This is a genomic window from Roseovarius bejariae (assembly GCF_009669325.1).
In the GTDB taxonomy this organism is placed as follows: domain Bacteria; phylum Pseudomonadota; class Alphaproteobacteria; order Rhodobacterales; family Rhodobacteraceae; genus Roseovarius; species Roseovarius bejariae.
In genome coordinates this window covers 1468626-1489653 of sequence record NZ_SZWE01000001.1, presented here as the reverse complement: position 1 = coordinate 1489653, position 21028 = coordinate 1468626, and the positions used below count along the sequence as shown (strand labels likewise).

22 protein-coding genes are annotated in these 21028 nt (G+C 61.0%); 15 read left to right on the top strand and 7 right to left on the bottom strand.

The window, feature by feature from the left end; genetic code table 11:
• Positions 1–51: 51 nt before the first annotated feature.
• Positions 52–624 carry a histidine phosphatase family protein gene (locus tag FDP25_RS07145; RefSeq protein WP_343031980.1) on the bottom strand — a complete coding sequence of 191 codons (573 nt, stop codon included), beginning with the start codon at positions 622–624 and terminating at the stop codon, positions 52–54.
• On the bottom strand, positions 621–1142 hold the full coding sequence (cobU, locus tag FDP25_RS07140) for a bifunctional adenosylcobinamide kinase/adenosylcobinamide-phosphate guanylyltransferase (protein ID WP_154150285.1): 522 nt from the start codon (positions 1140–1142) through the stop codon (positions 621–623). Before cobU ends, FDP25_RS07145 begins: the two co-directional genes overlap by 4 nt.
• Before the next feature lie 105 nt (positions 1143–1247).
• Here cobU and FDP25_RS07135 point away from each other — a divergent pair, with 105 nt between their 5' ends.
• The 6 genes from FDP25_RS07135 to FDP25_RS07110 all read left to right on the top strand — a co-directional run bounded on the left by FDP25_RS07135 (position 1248) and on the right by FDP25_RS07110 (position 7711).
• Positions 1248–2126 carry an RNA polymerase factor sigma-32 gene (locus FDP25_RS07135; protein WP_154153213.1) on the top strand — a complete coding sequence of 293 codons (879 nt, stop codon included), beginning with the start codon at positions 1248–1250 and terminating at the stop codon, positions 2124–2126.
• Positions 2123–2890, top strand: coding sequence for a ChaN family lipoprotein (locus tag FDP25_RS07130; RefSeq protein ID WP_154150283.1), 768 nt, complete (start codon positions 2123–2125; stop codon positions 2888–2890). Before FDP25_RS07135 ends, FDP25_RS07130 begins: the two co-directional genes overlap by 4 nt.
• Positions 2891–2954: 64 nt before the next feature.
• Complete coding sequence (gene coaBC, locus FDP25_RS07125) at positions 2955–4148, top strand: bifunctional phosphopantothenoylcysteine decarboxylase/phosphopantothenate--cysteine ligase CoaBC (protein ID WP_154150281.1); 1194 nt, start codon at positions 2955–2957, stop codon at positions 4146–4148.
• A 36-nt stretch (positions 4149–4184) separates the two neighbouring features.
• Positions 4185–4646, top strand: a complete 462-nt coding sequence (dut, locus tag FDP25_RS07120) for a dUTP diphosphatase (protein WP_154150279.1) — start codon at positions 4185–4187, stop codon at positions 4644–4646.
• Positions 4646–5695, top strand: coding sequence for a HesA/MoeB/ThiF family protein (locus tag FDP25_RS07115; RefSeq protein WP_154150277.1), 1050 nt, complete (start codon positions 4646–4648; stop codon positions 5693–5695). Before dut ends, FDP25_RS07115 begins: the two co-directional genes overlap by 1 nt.
• A 3-nt stretch (positions 5696–5698) precedes the next feature.
• Positions 5699–7711: a M3 family metallopeptidase gene (locus FDP25_RS07110; RefSeq protein ID WP_154150276.1), complete on the top strand. Its 2013-nt coding sequence runs from the start codon at positions 5699–5701 to the stop codon at positions 7709–7711.
• A gap of 251 nt (positions 7712–7962) precedes the next feature.
• On the opposite strand, the gene FDP25_RS07105 is transcribed toward FDP25_RS07110, so the two are convergent.
• On the bottom strand, positions 7963–8532 hold the full coding sequence (locus tag FDP25_RS07105) for a TlpA family protein disulfide reductase (protein WP_154150274.1): 570 nt from the start codon (positions 8530–8532) through the stop codon (positions 7963–7965).
• A 21-nt stretch (positions 8533–8553) separates the two neighbouring features.
• Between FDP25_RS07105 and argH the strand changes: the two genes are divergently transcribed.
• From argH to FDP25_RS07080, 5 genes are all read left to right on the top strand, one after another.
• Positions 8554–9942: an argininosuccinate lyase gene (gene argH / locus FDP25_RS07100; RefSeq protein WP_154150272.1), complete on the top strand. Its 1389-nt coding sequence runs from the start codon at positions 8554–8556 to the stop codon at positions 9940–9942.
• Entirely contained in the window at positions 9939–10118 is a 180-nt protein-coding gene (locus FDP25_RS07095; RefSeq protein ID WP_154150270.1) for an argininosuccinate lyase, read from the top strand. The genes argH and FDP25_RS07095 overlap by 4 nt, the downstream gene beginning before the upstream one ends.
• Positions 10115–10420, top strand: a complete 306-nt coding sequence (locus tag FDP25_RS07090; protein ID WP_154150268.1) for a DUF2834 domain-containing protein — start codon at positions 10115–10117, stop codon at positions 10418–10420. Before FDP25_RS07095 ends, FDP25_RS07090 begins: the two co-directional genes overlap by 4 nt.
• Before the next feature lie 52 nt (positions 10421–10472).
• On the top strand, positions 10473–11738 hold the full coding sequence (lysA, locus tag FDP25_RS07085; protein ID WP_154150266.1) for a diaminopimelate decarboxylase: 1266 nt from the start codon (positions 10473–10475) through the stop codon (positions 11736–11738).
• Between the two features lie 70 nt (positions 11739–11808).
• Complete coding sequence (locus FDP25_RS07080) at positions 11809–14385, top strand: TIGR02302 family protein (RefSeq protein ID WP_246175788.1); 2577 nt, start codon at positions 11809–11811, stop codon at positions 14383–14385.
• Between the two features lie 27 nt (positions 14386–14412).
• On the opposite strand, the gene FDP25_RS07075 is transcribed toward FDP25_RS07080, so the two are convergent.
• Positions 14413–15429 carry a zinc-ribbon domain-containing protein gene (locus FDP25_RS07075; RefSeq protein WP_154150262.1) on the bottom strand — a complete coding sequence of 339 codons (1017 nt, stop codon included), beginning with the start codon at positions 15427–15429 and terminating at the stop codon, positions 14413–14415.
• 163 nt (positions 15430–15592) lie between these two features.
• On the opposite strand from FDP25_RS07075, the gene FDP25_RS07070 reads away from it, so the two are divergent.
• From FDP25_RS07070 to FDP25_RS07055, 4 genes are read left to right on the top strand one after another with little or no spacing between them, the layout of a single operon-like run.
• Positions 15593–16270, top strand: coding sequence for a cell division ATP-binding protein FtsE (locus tag FDP25_RS07070; protein ID WP_154150260.1), 678 nt, complete (start codon positions 15593–15595; stop codon positions 16268–16270).
• A 32-nt stretch (positions 16271–16302) separates the two neighbouring features.
• Complete coding sequence (locus tag FDP25_RS07065; RefSeq protein ID WP_154153210.1) at positions 16303–17172, top strand: cell division protein FtsX; 870 nt, start codon at positions 16303–16305, stop codon at positions 17170–17172.
• Positions 17169–17903: a lysophospholipid acyltransferase family protein gene (locus FDP25_RS07060; protein ID WP_154150258.1), complete on the top strand. Its 735-nt coding sequence runs from the start codon at positions 17169–17171 to the stop codon at positions 17901–17903. Before FDP25_RS07065 ends, FDP25_RS07060 begins: the two co-directional genes overlap by 4 nt.
• Positions 17887–18501: a pyridoxamine 5'-phosphate oxidase family protein gene (locus tag FDP25_RS07055; protein ID WP_154150256.1), complete on the top strand. Its 615-nt coding sequence runs from the start codon at positions 17887–17889 to the stop codon at positions 18499–18501. Before FDP25_RS07060 ends, FDP25_RS07055 begins: the two co-directional genes overlap by 17 nt.
• A gap of 75 nt (positions 18502–18576) precedes the next feature.
• On the opposite strand, the gene lpdA is transcribed toward FDP25_RS07055, so the two are convergent.
• From lpdA to FDP25_RS07040, 3 genes are all read right to left on the bottom strand, one after another.
• On the bottom strand, positions 18577–19965 hold the full coding sequence (gene lpdA / locus FDP25_RS07050; RefSeq protein ID WP_154150254.1) for a dihydrolipoyl dehydrogenase: 1389 nt from the start codon (positions 19963–19965) through the stop codon (positions 18577–18579).
• A 131-nt stretch (positions 19966–20096) separates the two neighbouring features.
• The gene (locus FDP25_RS07045) at positions 20097–20492 is read right to left on the bottom strand and encodes an MAPEG family protein (RefSeq protein WP_154150252.1); all 396 of its coding nucleotides are present in this window, start codon (positions 20490–20492) and stop codon (positions 20097–20099) included.
• Positions 20489–20905: a hypothetical protein gene (locus FDP25_RS07040; RefSeq protein WP_154150250.1), complete on the bottom strand. Its 417-nt coding sequence runs from the start codon at positions 20903–20905 to the stop codon at positions 20489–20491. Before FDP25_RS07040 ends, FDP25_RS07045 begins: the two co-directional genes overlap by 4 nt.
• Between the last annotated feature and the right edge of the window lie 123 nt (positions 20906–21028).

Sequence of the window (21028 nt, the reverse complement as noted above, 5' to 3'; positions counted from 1 at the left end):
CAAGGCCGGAATCTGGACCTGTGAGGCATGGGCCTTCAACGTCAGGCCGGGTCAGGGGCGATGGTTGATGGAGTGTGCCTTCCATCCCTCGGTTCCGTGGCGCAGTTCGGTAACAGACAGGTTGTCGATACGATGTCCGAAGGCTTCATATGCGGTGACGCGCAGGGCTTTCTGGATCTGGGTCAGAATGGCGCCGAAATGGGCGACGGCGACGATGTCCTTTTCGGGGTGGCTATCCATCACGCGCTGGATGGCCGTGTTCACGCGATGCGTTACCTCAAACCAGCTTTCGCCGCCCGGGGGGCGGATGTCACCGGGGGTGTCCCAAAACGCGCGCAGGTGATCTTGGTCGGCAATCGTATCGAAGGCCTGCAATTCCCACTGTCCAAAATGAATTTCCCGCAAGTCTGGGTCATGTGGCAACCGAAGGCGATTTCCCGTGATCGCATCCGCCGTGCCTGATGCACGGATGAGGTCGGATGAGATGACAACGGCCTCTTGCGGCAGATGCGCCGACAGGCGCTCAATACGCGCCGTATCACTTAGATCGGCTGGTATATCCGACCAACCAACCATGGATTTGGCATGGGTGGGGCCATGACGCACCCAGAACACGCGCGTCACGGCAATGTCCCCTTCAGAACCTGTGGCAGTCCTGCAATCACGTTGACCACAAGCTCTGCTTCGGCGGCCAGCTTCTGGTTCAACTCGCCCTGTGCTTGCCGAAAGCGCCTTGCAAGCGCGTTCTCGGGCACCACAGACAGACCGACTTCGTTCGAGACGACGATAACCGGAGCAGGACATTGGGCAAGGCCATCGAACAGGGCGGATTCGGCCTTGGCAATATCATTCTCCGCAAGCAGGTGATTGCTTAGCCACATCGTTGCGCAGTCCAAAAGCACGGCTTGATCCGCGTCGATCTTTGCCAGGGCGGCTCCTACCTCAAGGGGTTCTTCAATCGTATACCAATCCTCACCGCGCGTTGCCTTGTGGCGCGAGACCTTATCGCGCATCTCGTCATCGAAAATCTGTGCTGTGGCAAAATATGTCAGGCTACGCTCGGCCCTTTTTACCAAGGTTTCCGCAAATGCGGATTTGCCTGACGCTGCCCCGCCAAGAACCAGGGTAAGTTTGGGAAGCATCTTTTTCTGGCCCTGTTTTGATCCGATCCTGCGCAGACTGCGTACCACTTGGTAACTGACGACAAAAGGATGGAAGTCAAGGACCGTCAGATAGGGGGTCAAACGATGGCACTAGACATACCGCAGTCAAACTCAATGTCTCGCTCGGCGATGAAGGCCGAATTGCTGGATGCGGAAACCGAGTTGAAACTCGCCTATGCATGGCGCGATGATCGTGACGAAGAGGCGCTTCATCGGTTGATCAACGCCTATATGCGCTTGGCAATTTCCATGGCGGCCAAATTCAAACGCTATGGTGCGCCAATGAATGACCTCATTCAGGAGGCGGGACTTGGCCTTATGAAGGCGGCTGACAAGTTTGATCCTGACCGTGGCGTACGGTTCTCAACCTATGCCGTTTGGTGGATCAAGGCCTCGATCCAGGACTATGTGATGCGCAACTGGTCGATGGTGCGCACGGGATCAACCAGCAGTCAAAAATCGCTGTTCTTCAACATGAAGCGTGTTCAGGCTCGTATCGAGCGCGAAGCCATGGCGCAGGGCGAGGAACTGGATGGGTATCAGCTACGCGAAATGATCGCTCATGAAGTGGGTGTGCCACTTCGTGATGTAGAAATGATGGAAGGGCGCCTTTCGGGCTCCGATTTTTCATTAAACGCAACGCAGTCTGCTGAAGACGAAGGGCGTGAATGGATTGATACGATCGAAGACGATGCGCCACGCGGCGATGAGGTGGTCGAGAAGGACCATGACCGAGAGGCGTTGCGAAAGTGGCTGAACGAAGCCATGGGTAAGCTGAATGATCGCGAACGGTTTATCGTTCATGAACGCAAGCTGCGGGATGCGCCGCGGACGCTTGAAAGCCTTGGAGGTGAGCTTGGTCTAAGCAAAGAGCGCGTAAGACAGCTTGAATCGGCAGCATTTCAAAAAATGCGCAAGCACCTTGAACGGCAAGGCGCGGAGGTGCAAAACCTCTTGGTATGAGCCGCGTTTTTATATTTTGGGTTGCCATGGTCTGTGCTTCGCCTTTGGCGGCACAGGATATTCTGGTTATCGGTGAAATCCATGACAACCCGGCGCATCATGAGACACAAGCCGAATTGGTACAGTCTTTTTCACCTAAGGCGCTTGTTTTCGAAATGCTGACATCCGAGCAGGCAGGCCAAGTCACGCCCTCGGTTCGCAATGATATGAAAGCTTTGGCCGATGCCGTGAGTTGGGCCGATTCCGGTTGGCCCGATTTTGCGATGTATTACCCGATTTTCGAGGCCGCACCAGAGGCGCGGATTTATGGCGCACAAGTCCCTCGTGATGTTGCACGTGCCGCTTTTGAAAAGGGAGTTGCCGAGAGTTTCCTGGGGGATGCCATACGCTTTGGATTGACCGAACCTTTGCCAGAGGCAGAGCAAGACCAGCGAGAAGCGATGCAGATGGTCGCGCATTGCGATGCCTTGCCCGACCATCTGGTGCCCGCCATGGTGGATATTCAGCGCCTGCGTGATGCAGAGATTGCGCGTGTTGCGATTCAGGCCATGCAGGACACGGGCGGCCCTGTGGCCGTGATCACGGGAAATGGACACGCCCGCCGCGATTGGGGGATGCCTGTTTATCTGCAGCGCGCTGCACCTGACCTTGAATTGCGGGTCATCGGACAAGCCGAAGACGGAAGCGAGTTGCGCGGCATATTTGATGAGGTCATTTCGGCCCATCCGGTGGACCGCCCTGATCCTTGCGCCGCCTTCCAATAGCCATGCCCTTGCCCCTTGATCGGGCAGGGCCTAGTGTCGCCGTGGGGTTCAAGGGGACGCGCCCATGCTGGCATCGAAACGCATACTTCTGATCATCGGCGGCGGCATCGCGGCCTTCAAATCGCTTGACCTGATCCGCCGCCTGCGGGAACGGGGCGCACAAGTCACGCCTGTCTTGACACGTGCGGGAGAGGAGTTCGTGACTCCTCTGTCGGTGTCTGCCTTGGCCGGACAAAAGGTGTTCCGTGATCTTTTCGACCTCACCGATGAGGCCGAGATGGGACATATCGAACTTAGTCGCAGTGCGGATTTGATCGTTGTGGCCCCGGCCACGGCGGATTTGATGGCGAAGATGGCACAGGGCCATGCCGACGATCTGGCCTCTACCCTTTTGCTGGCCACCGATACCCCGGTGATGGTGGCCCCGGCGATGAATGTCCGCATGTGGGAGCATCCCGCAACACAGCGCAATATCGCGACCCTCAAGAGCGACCGCATTCATTTTGTTGGGCCGAACGAGGGCGATATGGCCTGTGGTGAGCATGGACCGGGCCGCATGGCGGAACCGATGGAAATCGTGGCCGCGGTCGAGGCGGCTTTGGCCGATGGCCCCTTGGCCGGCAAGCGTGTTTTGGTCACCTCCGGCCCCACGCATGAACCGATTGATCCGGTACGGTACATTGCGAACCGCTCCTCCGGGGCGCAAGGTACCGCGATTGCGCGTGCGTTGTCCGCTCTGGGGGCCGAGGTGGTTTTCGTGACTGGGCCAGCGGATGTCGCGCCGCCCGAAGGGGTTGAGGTTGTCCGGGTAGAAACCGCGCAAGAGATGCTTGAGGCGGTTCAATCTGCGCTTCCCGTCGAAGCGGCGGTTTTCGCCGCCGCGGTTGCCGATTGGCGGGTGGCCAGTGCCAGCACCAGCAAGATGAAGAAAACCAAGGGCGGCTTGCCCGTGCTCGAATTCACGGAAAATCCGGATATCCTTGCCACGATCAGTCAGATGGACAAGGGCCGCCCGGCGCTCGTGGTGGGCTTTGCCGCGGAAACCGATGATGTGATCGACAATGCCACGGCCAAGCGCACGCGCAAGGGCTGTGACTGGATCGTGGCCAATGACGTGAGCCATGAGACCGGGATCATGGGCGGGAAGGACAATGACATCACTTTGATTTCGCAAGAGGGAGCCGAGGATTGGCCGCGTATGTCGAAAGAGGATGTCGCCCGCCGCCTTGCGGAACGGATCGCGCAGGCTTTGACCTGAGAGATTGAGGGTTTTGAGAAAGGTAAGAGGGCGGAAATGGTCCTGATTTCAATGATTTGGGATGAGGGCGCGGATCGTGGCCTTGGCCTGCCATCCTATGAAACGGAAGGGGCCGCGGGGGCGGACCTTCGGGCGAATTTCCCGGCAGATCAGCGGGAGGGGGTCGTCCTTGATCCCGGCGCAAGGGCCTTGGTGCCAACCGGCCTGAGACTTGCCATTCCGCAAGGCTACGAGGTGCAGATCAGGCCACGTTCCGGTCTGGCACTCAAGCATGGGATCACCCTACCCAACAGCCCCGGGACTATCGACAGCGATTATCGCGGCCCGTTGGGGGTGATCGTGATGAATGCAGGGCAAGAAACATTCGTCGTGACGCATGGGATGCGGATTGCGCAGATGGTGGTCGCGCCGGTGGTGCAGGCGCGGTTTGCATTGGCTGATGATCTGGACGCAACCAAACGGGGCACGGGTGGTTTTGGCTCGACGGGGGCCGTCTGATGTTTTTGGTTTTTGTGATGGCGGCGGTGCTTTGGGGCATGGGGGCCTTGTTAAATGCACCCAGACGCCTTCGCTGGGGCATGATCGGGATGCTTTGGGTGGGGGTCGTCCTGTTGCATTTGCTCCTGCCGGACGGGCATCCGTTAAGACTGGCCACGGGCGAAAGCCCGGCGCTTTGGCTTTTGATCGGCGGGTTCGTGGCGATTGTCGTGGCGTACCGCTGGGGATTGCAGAAGCTGCGTGCCCGTGCAGACGCAGGGCAGGAACCTGAAAAGAAAGGGTTATTTTCGGAATCTGAATTGGAGCGATACGCCCGGCACATCGTTTTGCGTGAGATCGGCGGGCCGGGACAGAAGGCCTTGAAAGAAGCCAAGGTCCTGGTGATCGGGGCCGGGGGCCTTGGATCGCCCGCGTTGATGTATCTGGCCGCTGCCGGGGTGGGCACGATTGGTGTGATTGACGACGATCTGGTGGATAACTCGAACTTGCAACGTCAAGTAATTCATAGAGATTCCGACATCGGATTGCCCAAGGTGCAATCGGCGATGCAGGCGATGCAAGCGCAGAACCCTCATGTTGAGGTAAGGCCCTTCCAACGAAGGTTGACGCCGGAGATCGCAAAGGACCTGTTTGCCGACTATGACGTGATCCTTGATGGCACGGACAATTTCGATACGCGCTATCTGGCCAATGCGACCTGTGTGGAACTGGGTAAACCGCTGATTTCCGGCGCCCTGTCCCAGTGGGAAGGACAGGTGAGCGTCTTTACTCCGCATCGCGGAACCCCTTGTTATCAATGCATTTTCCCCGAAGCTCCGGCTGCCGGTTTGGCCCCGTCCTGTGCCGAGGCCGGGGTGGTGGGGCCGCTGCCCGGTGTGGTGGGGTCAATGATGGCCGTGGAGGCGGTGAAACTGATTTCCGGGGCGGGGCAGGCGCTATTGGGGGAAATTTTGATCTATGATGCGCTTTGGGGCGAGACACGCAAGATTGCCATTCACCCGCGCAAAGATTGCCCTATCTGTCAGAAAACAAAAGAAAAAGGAGCCTGAGCTATGGCGAACCCGCTGCTTGAAAACTGGGATGGTCCGTTCAAACTGGCCCCTTTCGATGAGATCTCTGACGAACACTTCGAACCGGCCTTCGAGGAGGCGCTAGAGGCGGCGCGGGAGGAGGTCGTGGCGATTGCCGAAAACCCGGAAAAACCCAGCTTTGCCAATACGATAGAAGCCTTGGAGGCGAGCGGGGAGCAATTGGATAAAGTGCTGTCGGTATTTTTCACCGTGGCGGGGTCGGACAGCAACGCAAAACGGCAGGAATTGCAGCGGGAATTCAGCCCGAAGCTGGCGGCCTATTCTTCGGAAGTCACTGGAAATAAAGCGCTTTTTGAGCGGATCGAGGCGCTTTGGCAAAGTCGTGACAACCTTGATCTGACCGATGAACAACAACGGTTGCTGATGCTGACGCGGCGGCGGTTCGTGCGGGCGGGGGCGGCGTTGAGCGGCGAATCGGACAAGCGGATGCGCGAGATCATGGGGCGGCTGGCCGAATTGGGGACGCAGTTCACGCAAAACCTGCTGGCTGATGAATCCGGCTGGTATATGGAACTGGACGAACAAGCCCTTGAAAACCTTCCCGAATTTGTCGTGTCCTCGGCACGGGAAGCCGGGCGTGAGAAGGGGTTGGAGACCCCGGTGATCACGTTATCGCGATCGTTAATTGTTCCCTTCCTGCAATTTTCGCCCCGACGGGACCTGCGCGAAAAGGCGTTTCGGGCATGGGAGGCACGGGGCGCCATGGGCGGTGAAACCGACAATCGGGCGATTTGCGCCGAGATATTGCGGTTGCGAGAGGAGCGGGCGCAACTTCTGGGGTATGAGAATTTCGCGGCCTATAAATTGGAAACCGAAATGGCGAAAACGCCGGACCGGGTGCGCGATTTGCTGATGCAGGTCTGGGAACCCGCCAAGGCACAGGCCGAGCGGGACGCCGATGTGCTGACCGAAATGATGCAAGCCGATGGAATCAATGCAGAATTACGGCCCTGGGACTGGCGTTACTATGCCGAGAAGCGGCGGCAGGCGGAGCATGATTTGGACGAGGCGGCGGTGAAACCGTATCTGTCGCTGGAGGCGATGATCGAGGCGGCCTTTGGCACGGCTAATCGGCTGTTCGGGTTGGAGTTCAAGGAGCTGGATGTGCCGCTTTATCACCCCGATTGCCGGGCGTGGGAGGTGAGTCGGAACGGTGCCCATATCGCTGTTTTCATTGGAGATTACTTTGCCCGCGCCTCGAAGCGGTCGGGGGCGTGGTGTAGCGCCATGCGCGGACAGGCTAAGATTCCGAAAACACAGGGGCCGGTGGTTTTAAACACCTGCAATTTCGCCAAGGGCGATCCGGCACTGTTGTCTTATGACGATGCGCGGACCCTGTTTCATGAGTTCGGGCACGCCCTGCATCACCTGCTGTCGGACGTAAATTATGGAAGTATTTCAGGGACTTCCGTGGCGCGGGACTTTGTCGAGCTGCCCTCGCAGCTGTATGAACATTGGCTTGAGGTGCCGGAAGTCTTGGAGAAATACGCGCGTCATTACCAGACGGGGGAGGCTATGCCCCCGGAATTATTGGAAAAAATGCTGAAGGCGGCGAATTTCGACCAAGGGTTCCAGACTGTTGAGTATGTCGCTTCGGCCATGGTGGATTTGACGTTCCACGAGGGCGGCGCGCCCGGTGATGTAATGGATAAGCAATTGGAAACGCTTGATAAATTGGGGATGCCGGAGGCTATCACCATGCGCCATGCAACGCCGCAGTTTGCGCATGTCTTTGCAGGCGATGGATATTCCAGCGGTTACTATAGCTACATGTGGTCGGAAGTGATGGATGCGGATGCCTTTGCCAGCTTCGAGGAAGAGGGCGGGCCATTTGATGAAGAGCGGGCCAAGGCCTTGGAATCGCACATTCTTTCCAAGGGCGGGTCGGCAGACCCGGAGGCGCTTTATACCGCGTTCCGGGGGCGGATGCCGGGGGTTGAGGCGCTGCTCAAGGGGCGGGGATTGGCGGCCTGAGGTCGTCCCGCTTTACCTTTGTTTAACCTTCGTACGAGTCGTACGACAAACCCCCTATTTTCGTACGAAAATCAGGGGGGGTGCGGAAATGTATCGTACGAGTCGTACGAAATGGCGGCAGGAGGGGCGAAAAAGGTTAACGCGTTAACCTTTTGCCGCCGTTAACCTTTGCACATTCTGTACAGAGACCCCCGCAGTTCTGTACAGAAATCGGCACTTTGCGCCGGAGGTCTGTACAGGTTGTACAAATCTCAGCCCTCGGGCGTACTTTCGATCAGGGTGCTGATGATCGCCTTGGCGCTGTCGGAGTTCCAATGGGCGTCACCGCGCAGGCGGGCGATCTCTTGCCCCTCGGTATCGAGGATCAAGGTGATGGGCAGGCCGAACACCCCCATCTCGCGGGCAAGCTGCCCCTTGGGGTCGCGGTGGAGGGGCAAGTTGGCGACACCGATTTCGTCGAAGAACTTTTTCATCGCGGGGGGCGCGTTGCGGCCCGTGGCGATGGTGACGACCTCGAACCCCTCGCCGCCCAGTTGGCTTTGAAGGTCTGACAGCATGGGCATTTCCACGCGGCAGGGTGCGCACCATGTGGCCCAGAAATTCAGCACGATATGCTTGCCCTGATAATCGGCGAGAGTCATGGTGCCGCCATCTTCGGTGGTGAAGGGGGTTTGCGAGACCTCCTTGCCCTCGGCATGGAAGTTCAGCTTTTTCATGTCGCCGTCGCGCAGGGCGTTGAGCGTATCGAGGTCTGCCGCAATGGCGGTGTTTGCACCCAGACCGAGCGCCATATAAAGGAATGCGAAACGAATGAACTTCATTTTCCCTCCGAAGGGTGTGACATGACCAAGACTTCGAACGCGATGTGGGGCGGCCGCTTTGCCGCCGGGCCGGATGCGATCATGGAGGCAATTAATGCTTCGATCGGATTCGACAAGCGGTTGGCGGCGCAGGATATCGCCGGATCACGCGCCCATGCGGCCATGTTGGCCGCGACGGGTATCATAAGTGATAGTGATGCCGAGGCGATGAGGGAAGGCTTGCTCACGGTCTTGTCAGAGATCGACGAGGGGCGGTTTGAATTTTCCACGGCGTTGGAAGACATCCACATGAATGTGGAAGCGCGCCTGAAAGAGGTCATAGGCGAGCCTGCGGGCCGGTTGCACACCGGGCGGAGCCGGAACGACCAGGTGGCGACCGATTTCAAGCTGTGGGTGCGGGACCAGTTGGATGCCGCCGAGACGGGGCTTGTTGCGCTGATTGAGGCGCTTTTGGTGCAGGCCGAGGCCGGGGCCGATTGGGTGATGCCGGGCTTTACCCATTTGCAGACCGCGCAACCCGTCACATGGGGCCATCACATGATGGCCTATGTGGAGATGTTCGGGCGTGATCTGAGCCGGGTGCGCGATGCGCGGGCGCGGATGAACGAATGCCCGCTGGGGGCCGCCGCTTTGGCGGGCACGTCTTTCCCGATTGATCGGGAGATGACGGCGCAGGCCCTGGGTTTTGACCGGCCTGCGGCGAATTCACTGGATGCGGTGAGTGACCGGGATTTTGCTTTGGAATTCCTAAGTGCGGCGAGCATTTGCGCCATGCACCTGAGCCGCTTTGCCGAGGAATTGGTGATCTGGTCCTCGGCGCAGTTCCGGTTCGTGGTGCTGTCGGATCGGTTCTCGACCGGGTCGAGCATCATGCCGCAGAAGAAGAACCCCGATGCGGCGGAATTGATCCGTGCCAAGATCGGGCGGATTTTCGGGGCGAACGTGGCCCTGATGACGGTGATGAAGGGGCTGCCCTTGGCCTATTCCAAGGACATGCAGGAAGACAAGGAGCAGGTCTTTGATGCCGCGGACAACCTGATGCTGGCGCTTGCGGCGATGGAGGGTATGGTGCGCGACATGGCCCCGCAGCGCGAGGCGTTGGAAGGGGCCGCCGGAGCGGGCTTTTCGACCGCGACGGATTTGGCCGATTGGCTGGTGCGGGTTCTGGGTATGCCCTTCCGTGAGGCGCATCATGTGACAGGGGCCTTGGTGGCCAAGGCGGAGGCGAAGGGATGCGATTTGCCCGAGCTGAGTTTGGCCGAGATGCAAGAGGTGCATGGCGAAATCACGAAAGCGGTCTATGATGTACTGGGCGTGCATAACTCGGTCGCCTCGCGCGTGAGCTATGGCGGGACGGCACCGGAGCAGGTGCGCGCGCAGATCGCACGGTGGAAAGAGGTCTTGGGATGATACGGATCCTGGCGGTTCTCGGGCTTGCGGCATTGGCCGGTTGTGGCGTGGATGGGGAACCCATCCGCCCGAGCATGAACACGACGATTGGCGTGGGCAATAACGGCGTGAGTGCCTCGACCGGGGCCACTTGGACCGCCGGGCGCACGAGCGTGACGGTGGGCACCGCACTTTGAGGTACCTGTTCTTGGCGCTTGCCGTTTGGGGGGCCATCCACCCGATGGCCTATTTCCTGCAATGGTTCGGGGAAAACGGTTTTGACCTGATGGCGATGGTCGATGCCTGGCACGCCAATGCCGCGAGCAGCGGGTTGGTCTGGGACCTGACCATTGCCGCCGTGACGCTGACTGTATGGGTGATCTGGGAAAGCGTGCAACGCCGGGCGTGGCTCGGGCTTTGGGCAATACCGGCGACGTTCTGCATCGGGGTGAGTTGCGGTTTGCCGTTGTACCTGTTCCTGCGGATGGGGCGGCTGTGATTGCAAAGCGTGGCGGGTTTGCTATGACGCCCTGAAACGAAGGGCGAGGGCCATGGATCATTTTATCTATCGTGACGGGCAGTTGTATGCCGAGGACGTTCCGCTGGCCGAGATCGCGGCACAGGTGGGGACGCCTTTCTATTGCTACTCGACCGCGACGCTGACGCGGCATTTCCGGCTGTTCGACGAGGCGTTGGACGGGGTGGATCATCTGGTGTGCTATGCGGTGAAGGCGGCAAGCAACGTGGCGATCCTGAAAACGCTGGCCGAGATGGGCGCCGGGATGGACGTGGTTTCGGGCGGGGAATATGCCCGCGCCAAGGCCGCCGGGGTGCCCGGTGAGCGGATCGTGTTTTCCGGGGTCGGCAAGACGCGGGAGGAAATCGCGCAGGTTCTGGCGGGTGGTGTTCGCCAGTTCAACGTGGAAAGCGAGCCGGAGATGGCCGCGATCAGTGCGGTGGCGACTGAAATGGGCGTTGTCGCGCCCATCACCGTGCGGGTGAACCCGGATGTGGATGCCAAGACCCACGCCAAGATTGCCACCGGCAAGAGCGAGAACAAGTTCGGTATTCCGATCACCCGCGCGCGGGAGGTTTATGCCGAGGCCGCCGCCCTGCCGGGGTTGAAAGTGGTGGGCATCGACGTGCATATCGGCAGCCAGTTGACAGAGCTGGAGCCGTTCCGTTTGGCCTATGAGAAGGTGGCCGAGCTGACGGAGCAGTTGCGCGCCGATGGGCACGAGATTTCGCGCCTCGATCTGGGCGGCGGGTTGGGCATCCCCTATGCCCGCAGCAACGAGGCGCCGCCACTGCCCACGGAATACGGCCAGTTGATCAAGGACACGGTGGGCCATCTGGGTTGCGAGATCGAGATCGAGCCGGGGCGCCTGGTGGCGGGCAATGCCGGGATTTTGGTCTCGGAAGTGATTTACGTGAAATCGGGCGAGGGGCGCGATTTCCTGATCCTTGATGCGGCGATGAACGATTTGATCCGCCCGGCGATGTATGACGCCTATCACGATATCATTCCGCTGGTGGAACCCGAGGCGGGGGCCGAACAAACCCCCTATGACATTGTCGGCCCGGTCTGCGAATCGGGGGATACCTTTGCCAAGGAACGGATGATGCCCAAGGTCGAGGCCGGGGATTTGGTGGCGTTTCGCAGTGCCGGGGCCTATGGCGCAGTGATGGCGAGCGAGTATAATACCCGCCCGTTGATCCCCGAAGTTCTGGTGCATGGGCATCAATTCGCCGTCATTCGGGCGCGTCCGACCTTTGACGAGATGATAAATCGCGATACCATTCCAGAATGGCTGTGACGCGGTAGGCGCGTCGGGCCATGGATTGGATTGGAGCATGGCCCGACAGGAAACGCCCCTGACTTCCGTGATGACACGGCTGCGCTGGCCCCTGACCCTGACATGGGCGGGGTTGATTGCCGAGCGTGTGAGCCGTGCCTTCTGGCCCTTGTGGACCTTGATCGCGGCGGTGGCGGCGGCACTGATGCTGGGCCTGCACGATTTCCTGTCGATCGAGGCGTTTTGGTTTGTCGGCGTGGCGGTTGCCGTGGCGGGGCTTGTCTTTGCCGCACTGGGATTGCGACGGTTCCATTGGCCGCGCCGGGCCGAGGCCGTGGCGCGGTTGGATTCGGCGATGCCGGGGCACCCCTTGGCGGCCTTGGCCGACAGTCAGGCGATAGGTGGCGGCGACGCGGGGTCGGAGGCCCTGTGGCGGGCGCACCGGGCGCGCATGGCGGAGCGTGCGGCACAGGCGAAAGCGGTGGAGCCGGACTTGCGGCTGTCGACGCGCGATGTGTTCGGGCTGCGCTATGTTGCCCTTCTGGGGTTGATGGTGGCGCTTGTGTTCGGCTCGGTCTGGCGTGTGGGCAGCGTGGGCGACATGGCCCCGGGCGGGGCCGCTCTGGCCGGTGGACCGGCTTGGGAAGGTTGGATCGAACCGCCCGGTTATACCGGATTGCCGAGTCTTTATCTGAATGATCAGACAGGTGAAATTGCCGTTCCCGTGGGCAGTCGTGTCACGCTGCGCCTTTATGGTGAGGTCGGCGCGTTGAGCGTGGCGGAAACGGTTTCGGGCCGCACCGGGGATCTGGGCGCGGCGAGCGATGCCGAGCAGAGCTTTGATATCGTCAGCAACGGGGAGTTGCGCATCGACGGCCCCGGCGGGCAGACTTGGGAGGTAAGCGCGCTGCGCGATCTGCCGCCACAGGTTGAGGTGGCCCCGGAAATGGGCGACGTCAGTTTCGACGGGCAGATGAGCCAGCCCTTCCGTGCGCGTGACGATTACGGCGTTGTCGGCGGCATGGCGCGGTTCGATCTGGACATGGAGGCGGTCGAGCGGCGTTATGGTTTGGCGGTCGAGCCGGAGCCGCGCGCGCCGATTGAATTGGACCTGCCGATGCCGATCACCGGCGACCGGGCGGAATTTTCCGAGACCTTGATCGAGAACCTGTCCAAGCATCCGTGGGCGCATTTGCCGGTGACATTGCAGTTGAAGGTGGAGGATGCCGCGGGGCAGGCGGGCCGAAGTGCCGTGCGCGAGATGCATCTTCCGGCGCGGCGGTTCTTCGATCCGGCGGCGGCGGCGGTGATCGAACAGCGGCGTGACCTGTTGTGGAGCCGTGAGAACGGCAAGCGGGTGGCACAGGTGTTGCGTGCGATTTCGCATCGGCCCGAGGACGGGCTCTTTCGGTCGGAGACGGCTTATTTGCGGTTGCGGGTGATCCTGCGGCGGTTGGAAACCCTTGTCGATCATGGCGGGTTTGATGCCGAAGCGCGGGATACCATCGCCGAAGCTATGTGGGATCTGGCGATTATCCTTGAGGAGGGTGATATCGGTGATGCGCTGGAGCGGATGCGTGCGGCGCAGGAACGGTTGAGCGAGGCGATGCGCAACGGCGCCAGCGAGGACGAGATTCAGCGGCTGATGGACGAGTTGCGGCAGGCCACGAACGATTACATGCGCCAGAAGATGCAGCAGGCACAGCGGGAAAACCGTGAGCGGCAGCAGGATGGCGAGCAACCCAATTCTGACAACAGCCTGCAAATGACCCAGCAGGATTTGCAGGACATGATGGACCGTATCCAGGAGTTGATGGAACAGGGCCGCATGGCCGAGGCGCAGGAAGCCTTGGAGCAGTTCCAGCAGATGATGGAGAACATGCGGGTGACCGAAGGCCAGGGCCAGCAAGGGCAATCGCCCGGTCAGCAGGCCATGGAGGGCCTTGCCGAAACCCTGCGTGACCAGCAGGGCCTGTCGGATCAGGCGTTCCGAGATTTGCAGGAACAGTTCAACCCGAATTCGCAATCGGGCCAGAGCCAAGGCAATGAAGGCCGCAGCGGCGGGCAGGGGCAAGGCCAAAGCCATGACCAGCCCGGTCAAGGCCAAGGAGAAGGGCAACAGCCCGGACAGCGCGGTCAAGGGCAGGATCAGGCACAGCAGGGCCAAGGCGGGCAAGGATCGCTGGCCGACCGGCAGGAGGCGCTGCGCCGCCAGTTGGAGCAACAACGGGGTAATATGCCCGGCGGTGGTGGCGAGGCCGGGGAGGCGGCGCGCGAGTCGCTGGACCGGGCCGAGCGCGCCATGGAGGGGGCCGAGGAGGCCCTGCGCGGCGATGACCTTGGCGAGGCGATAGACCGGCAGGCCGAGGCGATGGAGGCCCTGCGCGAGGGGATGCGAAACCTTGGCGAACAACTGGCACAGGAAGGGCGGCAGCAGCAGGGCGGTCAGGGGCAGGCCCGTGGCCAACCGGGTCAACAGCAGAACGACCCGTTAGGCCGCACGCCCGGACAGGGCCAGCAGGTGGGCACGCAGGACAACCTGTTGCAGGGCGAAGACGTTTACCGTCGCGCGCGCGAGCTGCTGGATGAAATCCGGCGCCGCTCGGGCGAGGGGGAACGGCCCGAAGTGGAACTGGAGTACCTCAAGCGGCTGCTGGACCGATTTTAGGGGCGGGGCGTCGTTTACGGGGCTGTGTCAGCCGCCCGGTGTGGCCGGGCTGGACATTTCCTTCAGCCATTCGCGGACCCAGCCGAATTGGTCATCCACCTGCACGCGCAGGGCGTTGACCTGTTCGACATAGGTTTCAAGCGGTCCTGCGAGGGCGGGGACCATTTCGGCAATCCGCGGAGCATAGACATAGAGCGCCAAGAGGAGCGCCGCGAGCACGATGGCGAATGAGAACCCGCGCCTGAAGCCGCTGCTTTTGCGCGGGGTGTATTCGCGGTGTTGCAGTTCCTCAAGTTCGGAGCTGTCTTGCGTTGAGGCAGGTGCCCCCGCGTCGAGCGAGGAATTGATTTCGTCGATGTCGGGTAGCAGGTTGCGTCGCGACGATGGGTCGATGTCCTCTGCTTCGGGGGTGCTGTCCGGCGCCTGCTCTTCCTCGTCTTCCCCGCGCAGGCGGGCCATGCGCGCGCGGGCCTCGCGGGCGCGGCGATCATCGTCGTCGTGATCCTGTGTCAGGCCAAGATCGGGCTGCGATTCAAGGCTGCCGGCGCTTTCGGCGGCGCGGGCCTCGCGCTCGTGTTCGGCCTCTTCGCGCAACACGTCGGCGATGGCCGGGTCAAGCTGTCGGCGGGATGGTTCGGGGTGGTCGTCAATGTCGTCGGTTTCATCGACGTCTTGCGGCGCCTCGTCGAGGTCGTCTTCGTGTTCCGTCCCGGCCTGATCCGGCTCTGGCTCGTCCTCCGGCTCCGGCTCTGGTTCCGGCTCGTCTTCCGGCTCTGGTTCAGAGGCTGGTTCGGCTTCGGGTTCTGTCTGGTCTTCGGCTTCGGCCGCCGTTTCCTCGGGGCTGTCCCATGAGACCTGTGATGACTGAGTGGCGGGGGCCGGCTCAGATTCCGGTTCCGCCTCCGGTTCAGGTGCGGGATGATCGGGGTGGTTTTGAAACCATGTGTCCCCGCAATTCGAACATTGCACATCGCGGCCCGTTTCCGGGATAACCTCGTCCGGGACCTCGTACTGTGCCCCGCAATTCGGGCAAATAAGCCTCATCTTGCCACCTGTTCCCTGCCCCCGCTGACCGGGAGTGTTTTGTTAATACTAGCATATGTCGTAAATCCTTGTCGGAAAAGAGCAAAGGATTTCATGGCTGTTATCGTTGCACATATGTGTCCTGTGAGGCATGAAAGAAGCGAATAGAGGTGCGGGGGCAGGTTTGATCGAACTGGATAACGTCGCCTATAGTTACGGCGGTGGGGAGTTGTTGAGTGAAATCTCGCTCAAGCTGGCCCCGGGGTCATTTCACTTCCTGACGGGGCCGTCGGGGGCGGGCAAGACCACGCTTTTGAAGCTGTGTTACGGGGCCTTGATGCCCACGGCGGGCGAGGTGCGCCTGTTCGATGCCGATGTCCGCGGTATGGAGCGTGACGATATCGCCATGGTGCGGCGGCGCGTGGGCGTGGTGCATCAGGATTGCCAGTTTCTGGATCATCTTTCGGTGTCGGACAATATCGCCCTGCCCCTGATGGTGTCGGGGCAGGATTTGCTGCGCGAGGATGCCAACCTGAAGGAATTGATCGGCTGGGTCGGCCTGAAGGCGCGGGCCGAGGCCTTGCCGCCGGAATTGTCGGGCGGGGAGCGGCAGCGCGCGGCGCTGGCCCGGGCGATCATCATGTCGCCTGATGTGATCCTGGCCGATGAGCCCACGGGCAACGTGGATTGGGAGATGTCGCAGCGGTTGTTGCGGTTGTTGATCGAGCTGAACCGGATGGGAAAGACGATCATGATCGCCACCCATGACCTGGCTCTGATCCGGGCGGCCAAGGCGCATGTGCAGGCACGTGTGTTGCGGATTTCCAACCGGCGGCTGCAACTGGCGGGGGCGGACCTGTGACACTGGATATTGCTAAGATCAGCGATTTCGTGATGGGCGATGCGCAGGCCGACCGGGTCGTGCCGCCCACAGGGTTTACCGCGACGCTGACCCTGTTCAGTGCCGCCGCGATGGCCTTTCTGGCGGTTTTTGCGCTGGCTTTGTCCTTGGCCACCGGGCGTCTGGCGGATCGGTGGGGGGAGGAATTGGCGCGCACCTCGACCATTCGGATTTCGGCCCCCGAGGGACAAATGGCGGCGCAGACCGAAGCCGCGCTTGAGGTGTTGCAGACCACCAAGGGGGTGGCCATTGCGCGCGCCCTTGACGAGGATGAGCAGCGCGCGCTGTTGGAGCCGTGGTTCGGCCCGGACGTGCCGGTGGATGCCCTGCCCATTCCGCAACTGATCGAAGTGGTGGAAGAGGGCGACGGTTTCGACGCGCAGGGCTTGCGCCTGCGGCTGTCGGCAGAGGTGCCGGGGGCGGTTCTGGATGATCATACGCGGTGGCGCAGGCCCTTGGAGCGGGCCGCCAACAGGTTGCGCCTGTTGGGCTGGGTGTCGATGATCCTGATCGGGGCGGCGACGGCGGCAATGATCACGCTTGCGGCAAATGCCGCCCTGGCCGCCAATGCGCAGGTGATCGGCGTGTTGCGCCTTGTGGGGGCGCGGGACGATTACATCGCCAATGCCTTTGTGCGGCGGTTCACCCTGCGGGCCTTGACCGGCGCAGCGATTGGCATGGTGGCCGGGGTGATAGGTATTCTGTTGTTGCCCTCGGCGGAGGTCGGAGGCGGCTTCTTGACCGGGCTTGGGTTTCAGGGCTGGCATTGGATCTGGCCGGTGTTCATACCGGCCTTGGCTGCCGGGGTGGCCTTTGCCGCGACACGGGCGGCGGCCCTGAAAACCTTGAGGGACATGCCATGACCAATGCGATTCAATGGGTTCGGTCGCTGATCTTCGTGGTGTTCATCTATGCGATGATGCCCGTGATCGGCCTGTTGTTCCTGCCTTGGGCGCTGTTCAGTCGGCGGGGCGCACTGGAGGCCTGCAAGACGTGGTGCCGGGTGGTACGCTGGTCCGCGATCTGGATGGTGGGCCTGCGGACCGAGGTGCGCGGCACGCCGCCCAAGGACGAAGTGCTGATCGCGGCCAAGCATCAATCCTTCCTCGACATCATCTTGATTTTCGCAAGCCTTCCGGCGGGCAAGTTCATTATGAAGCGAGAGCTGATGTATGCGCCGGTGATCGGGCAATATGCCCTCAAGATCGGTTGTGTGCCGGTCGACCGGGGCAAGCGCAGCCAAGCGATCAAGAAGATGGTGGACGATGTTTCAAAGGGGCGCCAGCAGCCCGGGCAGTTGATCATTTACCCGCAGGGCACGCGGATCAAGCCGGGGGTGAAGGCGCCTTACAAGGTGGGCACCGGGGTTCTTTACGAGGAGCTTGGGCAGGATTGCGTGCCGGTGGCGGCGAACGTGGGGCTGTTCTGGCCGCGTAAGGGGATCATGCGCAAACCCGGCACGGCGGTGGTGGAGTTTCTGCCGCGGATCGAAAGCGGGTTGTCTCGCGCCGCGTTCATGGCGCGGCTGGAAGGTGAGGTGGAAAGCGCCTCGAACGCACTTATGCAGGAGGCCGGATTTGACCCCGAAGGTTGAGTTTATCGAGGATATCGCCAGCCTTGAGGCGCTGTATCCGGTGCCCAGTCCGAACAGTCTGCGCAAGGTGGCAACGCGTCTGACGCCGCTTTATCGCAAGTGGATTGCCAAATCGCGCTACTGCATCGTCTCCACCGTTGGCACCGAGGGCACCGATGGCAGCCCCCGTGGCGAGGACGGCCCGGTGGTGACCGAGCTGGACGCCCAAACGCTGGCCATGCCGGATTGGCGGGGCAATAACCGTCTGGACACCCTGCGCAATATCGTCAGCGACGGGCGCATATCGCTTCTGTTCATGGTGCCGGGATCGGATGCGGTGGTGCGGATCAACGGGCAGGCGCGGGTGACGGCGGATGCGCAGTTGCGCGCCATGTTCAACCGTCAGGGCAAGCAGCCCGCCACGGTGATCGTGATCAAGGTCGGCGAGGTTTACGCCCAATGCGCGCGGGCCAGTATGCGCGCGGGAATTTGGGGCCGCGACGACAGCAAGGGCCTGCCCACGATGGGCGAGATATTGGCCGAGCAGACCCGCGGCGAGGAAGGCGGGGCCGCCTATGACGCCGAGTGGAGCGAGCGCGCAGCACGGACCATGTGGTGACGTGATCGGCATTGCGCAAAGATAAAAGGGCGGCCCAAGGGCCGCCCTTCTTTGTCCAGGGGTCCCGTCCCGGGCTTAGCTGTGGATCGGGCCGTCGCCGCAGGCCAGGGCGGCTTCGCGCACCGCTTCGGAATAGGTGGGGTGGGCGTGACAGGTGAGGGCGAGATCCTCGGCGGCGGCGCCGAATTCCATGGCGACGCAAACCTCGTGGATCAGGTCGCCCGCCATCGGGCCGATGATATGCGCGCCAAGGATACGATCGGTTTCCTTGTCGGCCAGCAGTTTGACGAAGCCGTCACCGGCGAAGTTGGCCTTGGCGCGGCCATTGCCCATGAAGGAAAACTTGCCGACCTTGTAGGCGCGGCCCGCTTCCTTGAGCTGTTCCTCGGTCTGGCCGACGCTGGCGACCTCGGGGTGGGTGTAGATCACACCGGGGATGACGCCGTAATTCACGTGGCCGTGCTTGCCCGCGATCACCTCGGCGGCGGCCATGCCTTCATCCTCGGCCTTGTGGGCGAGCATCGGGCCGTCGATGGCGTCGCCGATGGCGTAGATGCCCTCGACATTGGTGCGCCATTGATCGTCGGTTTCGATCTGGCCGCGCTCGGACATTTTCACGCCAAGCGCATCGAGGCCGAGGCCATCGGTGAAGGGTTTGCGGCCCGTGGCGACGAGCACGACATCGGCATCCAGCGTCTCTTCGCTGTCGTCCTTGCGGAGCTTGTAGTTGACCTTGGCCTTGGTTTTCAGGGTTTCGACCGATTGCACGGCGGCCCCCATGATGAATTTGAGCCCTTGTTTTTTAAGCAATTTCTGGAATTGCTTTTGCACCTCGCCGTCCATGCCCGGGGTGATATGATCGAGGAATTCCACCACGGTCACCTCGGCGCCCAAGCGCGAATAGACCGAGCCCAGTTCCAGCCCGATGACGCCTGCGCCGATCACCACCATTTTCTTGGGAACCTTCGGCAGTTCGAGCGCGCCGGTGGAGGAAACGACGGTTTTCTCGTCGATCTCAACGCCCGGCAGGGTGCTGACCTCGGAGCCGGTGGCGATGATGATGTTCTTGGCCTCATGGACCTCGTCGCCCACCTTGACCTTGCCCGTCTCGGGGATGGAGCCCCAGCCCTTGAGCCAGTCGATCTTGTTTTTTTTGAACAGGAATTCGATGCCCTTGGTGTTCTGGCCGATGACGTCATCCTTGTAGGAGAGCATCTGTTTCCAGTCGACCGAGGGGCTTTTGCCCTTGAGGCCCATCTTGGCGAAGTTGTGCTCGGCCTCGTGCAATTGGTGCGAGGCGTGCAGCAGCGCCTTGGAGGGGATGCAGCCAACGTTGAGGCAGGTGCCGCCCAATGTTTCGCGGCCTTCCACACAGGCGGTTTTCAGGCCGAGTTGCGCGCAGCGGATGGCGGCGACATAGCCGCCGGGGCCGGAGCCGATGACGATCACGTCATAATTTGCCATGGGTCTGTTTCCTTCGTTTTCAGGACGTCTGTATCACGTCGGTCTTATGTCGGTATAGGGTCGGTCTTATTTTGGGGCTCTGCCCCGCCGCCTGCGGCGGCCCCCCGGAGTATTTTGGGAAAGATGAAGGGTCATAGGAGGGCCGTGAGGAGCATGAGCAGGGTGGCGAGGAAGCCCAAGGCCCAGATGTAGGAGCGCCAAGGACGCAGCCCGAGGGCGTAGGCGGGGATATAGAGGACGCGCGCGCCGAGGTAGGTGAAGGCGCAGATCGTGGTGAACCAGAACGATTTGCCCGCAAGCGTGATCACCACGCAGGCGATGGTAAAGAGGATCAGCCCTTCGAAATGGTTGTCCATGGCGCGGCCAAGGCGGGCGGTGCGGTCGGACATTTGTTTGGAGGGTGCGCGATCGCGTGCGGAGGTCGTGTAGCCGGTGCCCAGTTCGAGGTTGGCCGGGACCGCGTAGAGGACGTATTGAACGACCTGTAGCAACGCGGCGAGGGTGAGGGCGGTGAGTTCGGGGGTCATGAGTACTTGCAAATCTCCGTGAAGCAGCCTTCTTCATTTATCTCGGGCGCAATTTTTGAAACAACCAGACCAAACCAACTACTTCGCTTATCGCCGGTTAGTTTGCCAACCATGCCCTTGCCGATTAAAGGCGGGGCTTTTTGAGGTAGCCAAAGGACAAGATCGCCATGAAGGATCGGCTCACTGCCACGTTTAAGAGTTTCTGAGATTAAAAAGAAACCATCTGGAGGACCGGCAACAAGCAGACTTAATTTGAAACGCCCATCGGCAGTCGGTGTCACATGGCTTTCTATTCCCATGAAGCCAGATGAGGGAACCAAGGCTGGTCGTGCCAGTCCCTTTATTATCTTAGCATCAAAATATTTGTTGCAATACTCAAACAGTGCTTGTGATGATTTGAATGGGAGCTTCATATCTCACTCCTTGGCCACCGGAATTGATGGTAGGTGCTAGCTGTGTTCAAATCTAGAGGCCATTTCATAGGCTAACCCCGCCGATTGAGACGCGCTGAAGCCCGTCTTAATAGGAACGGAAAG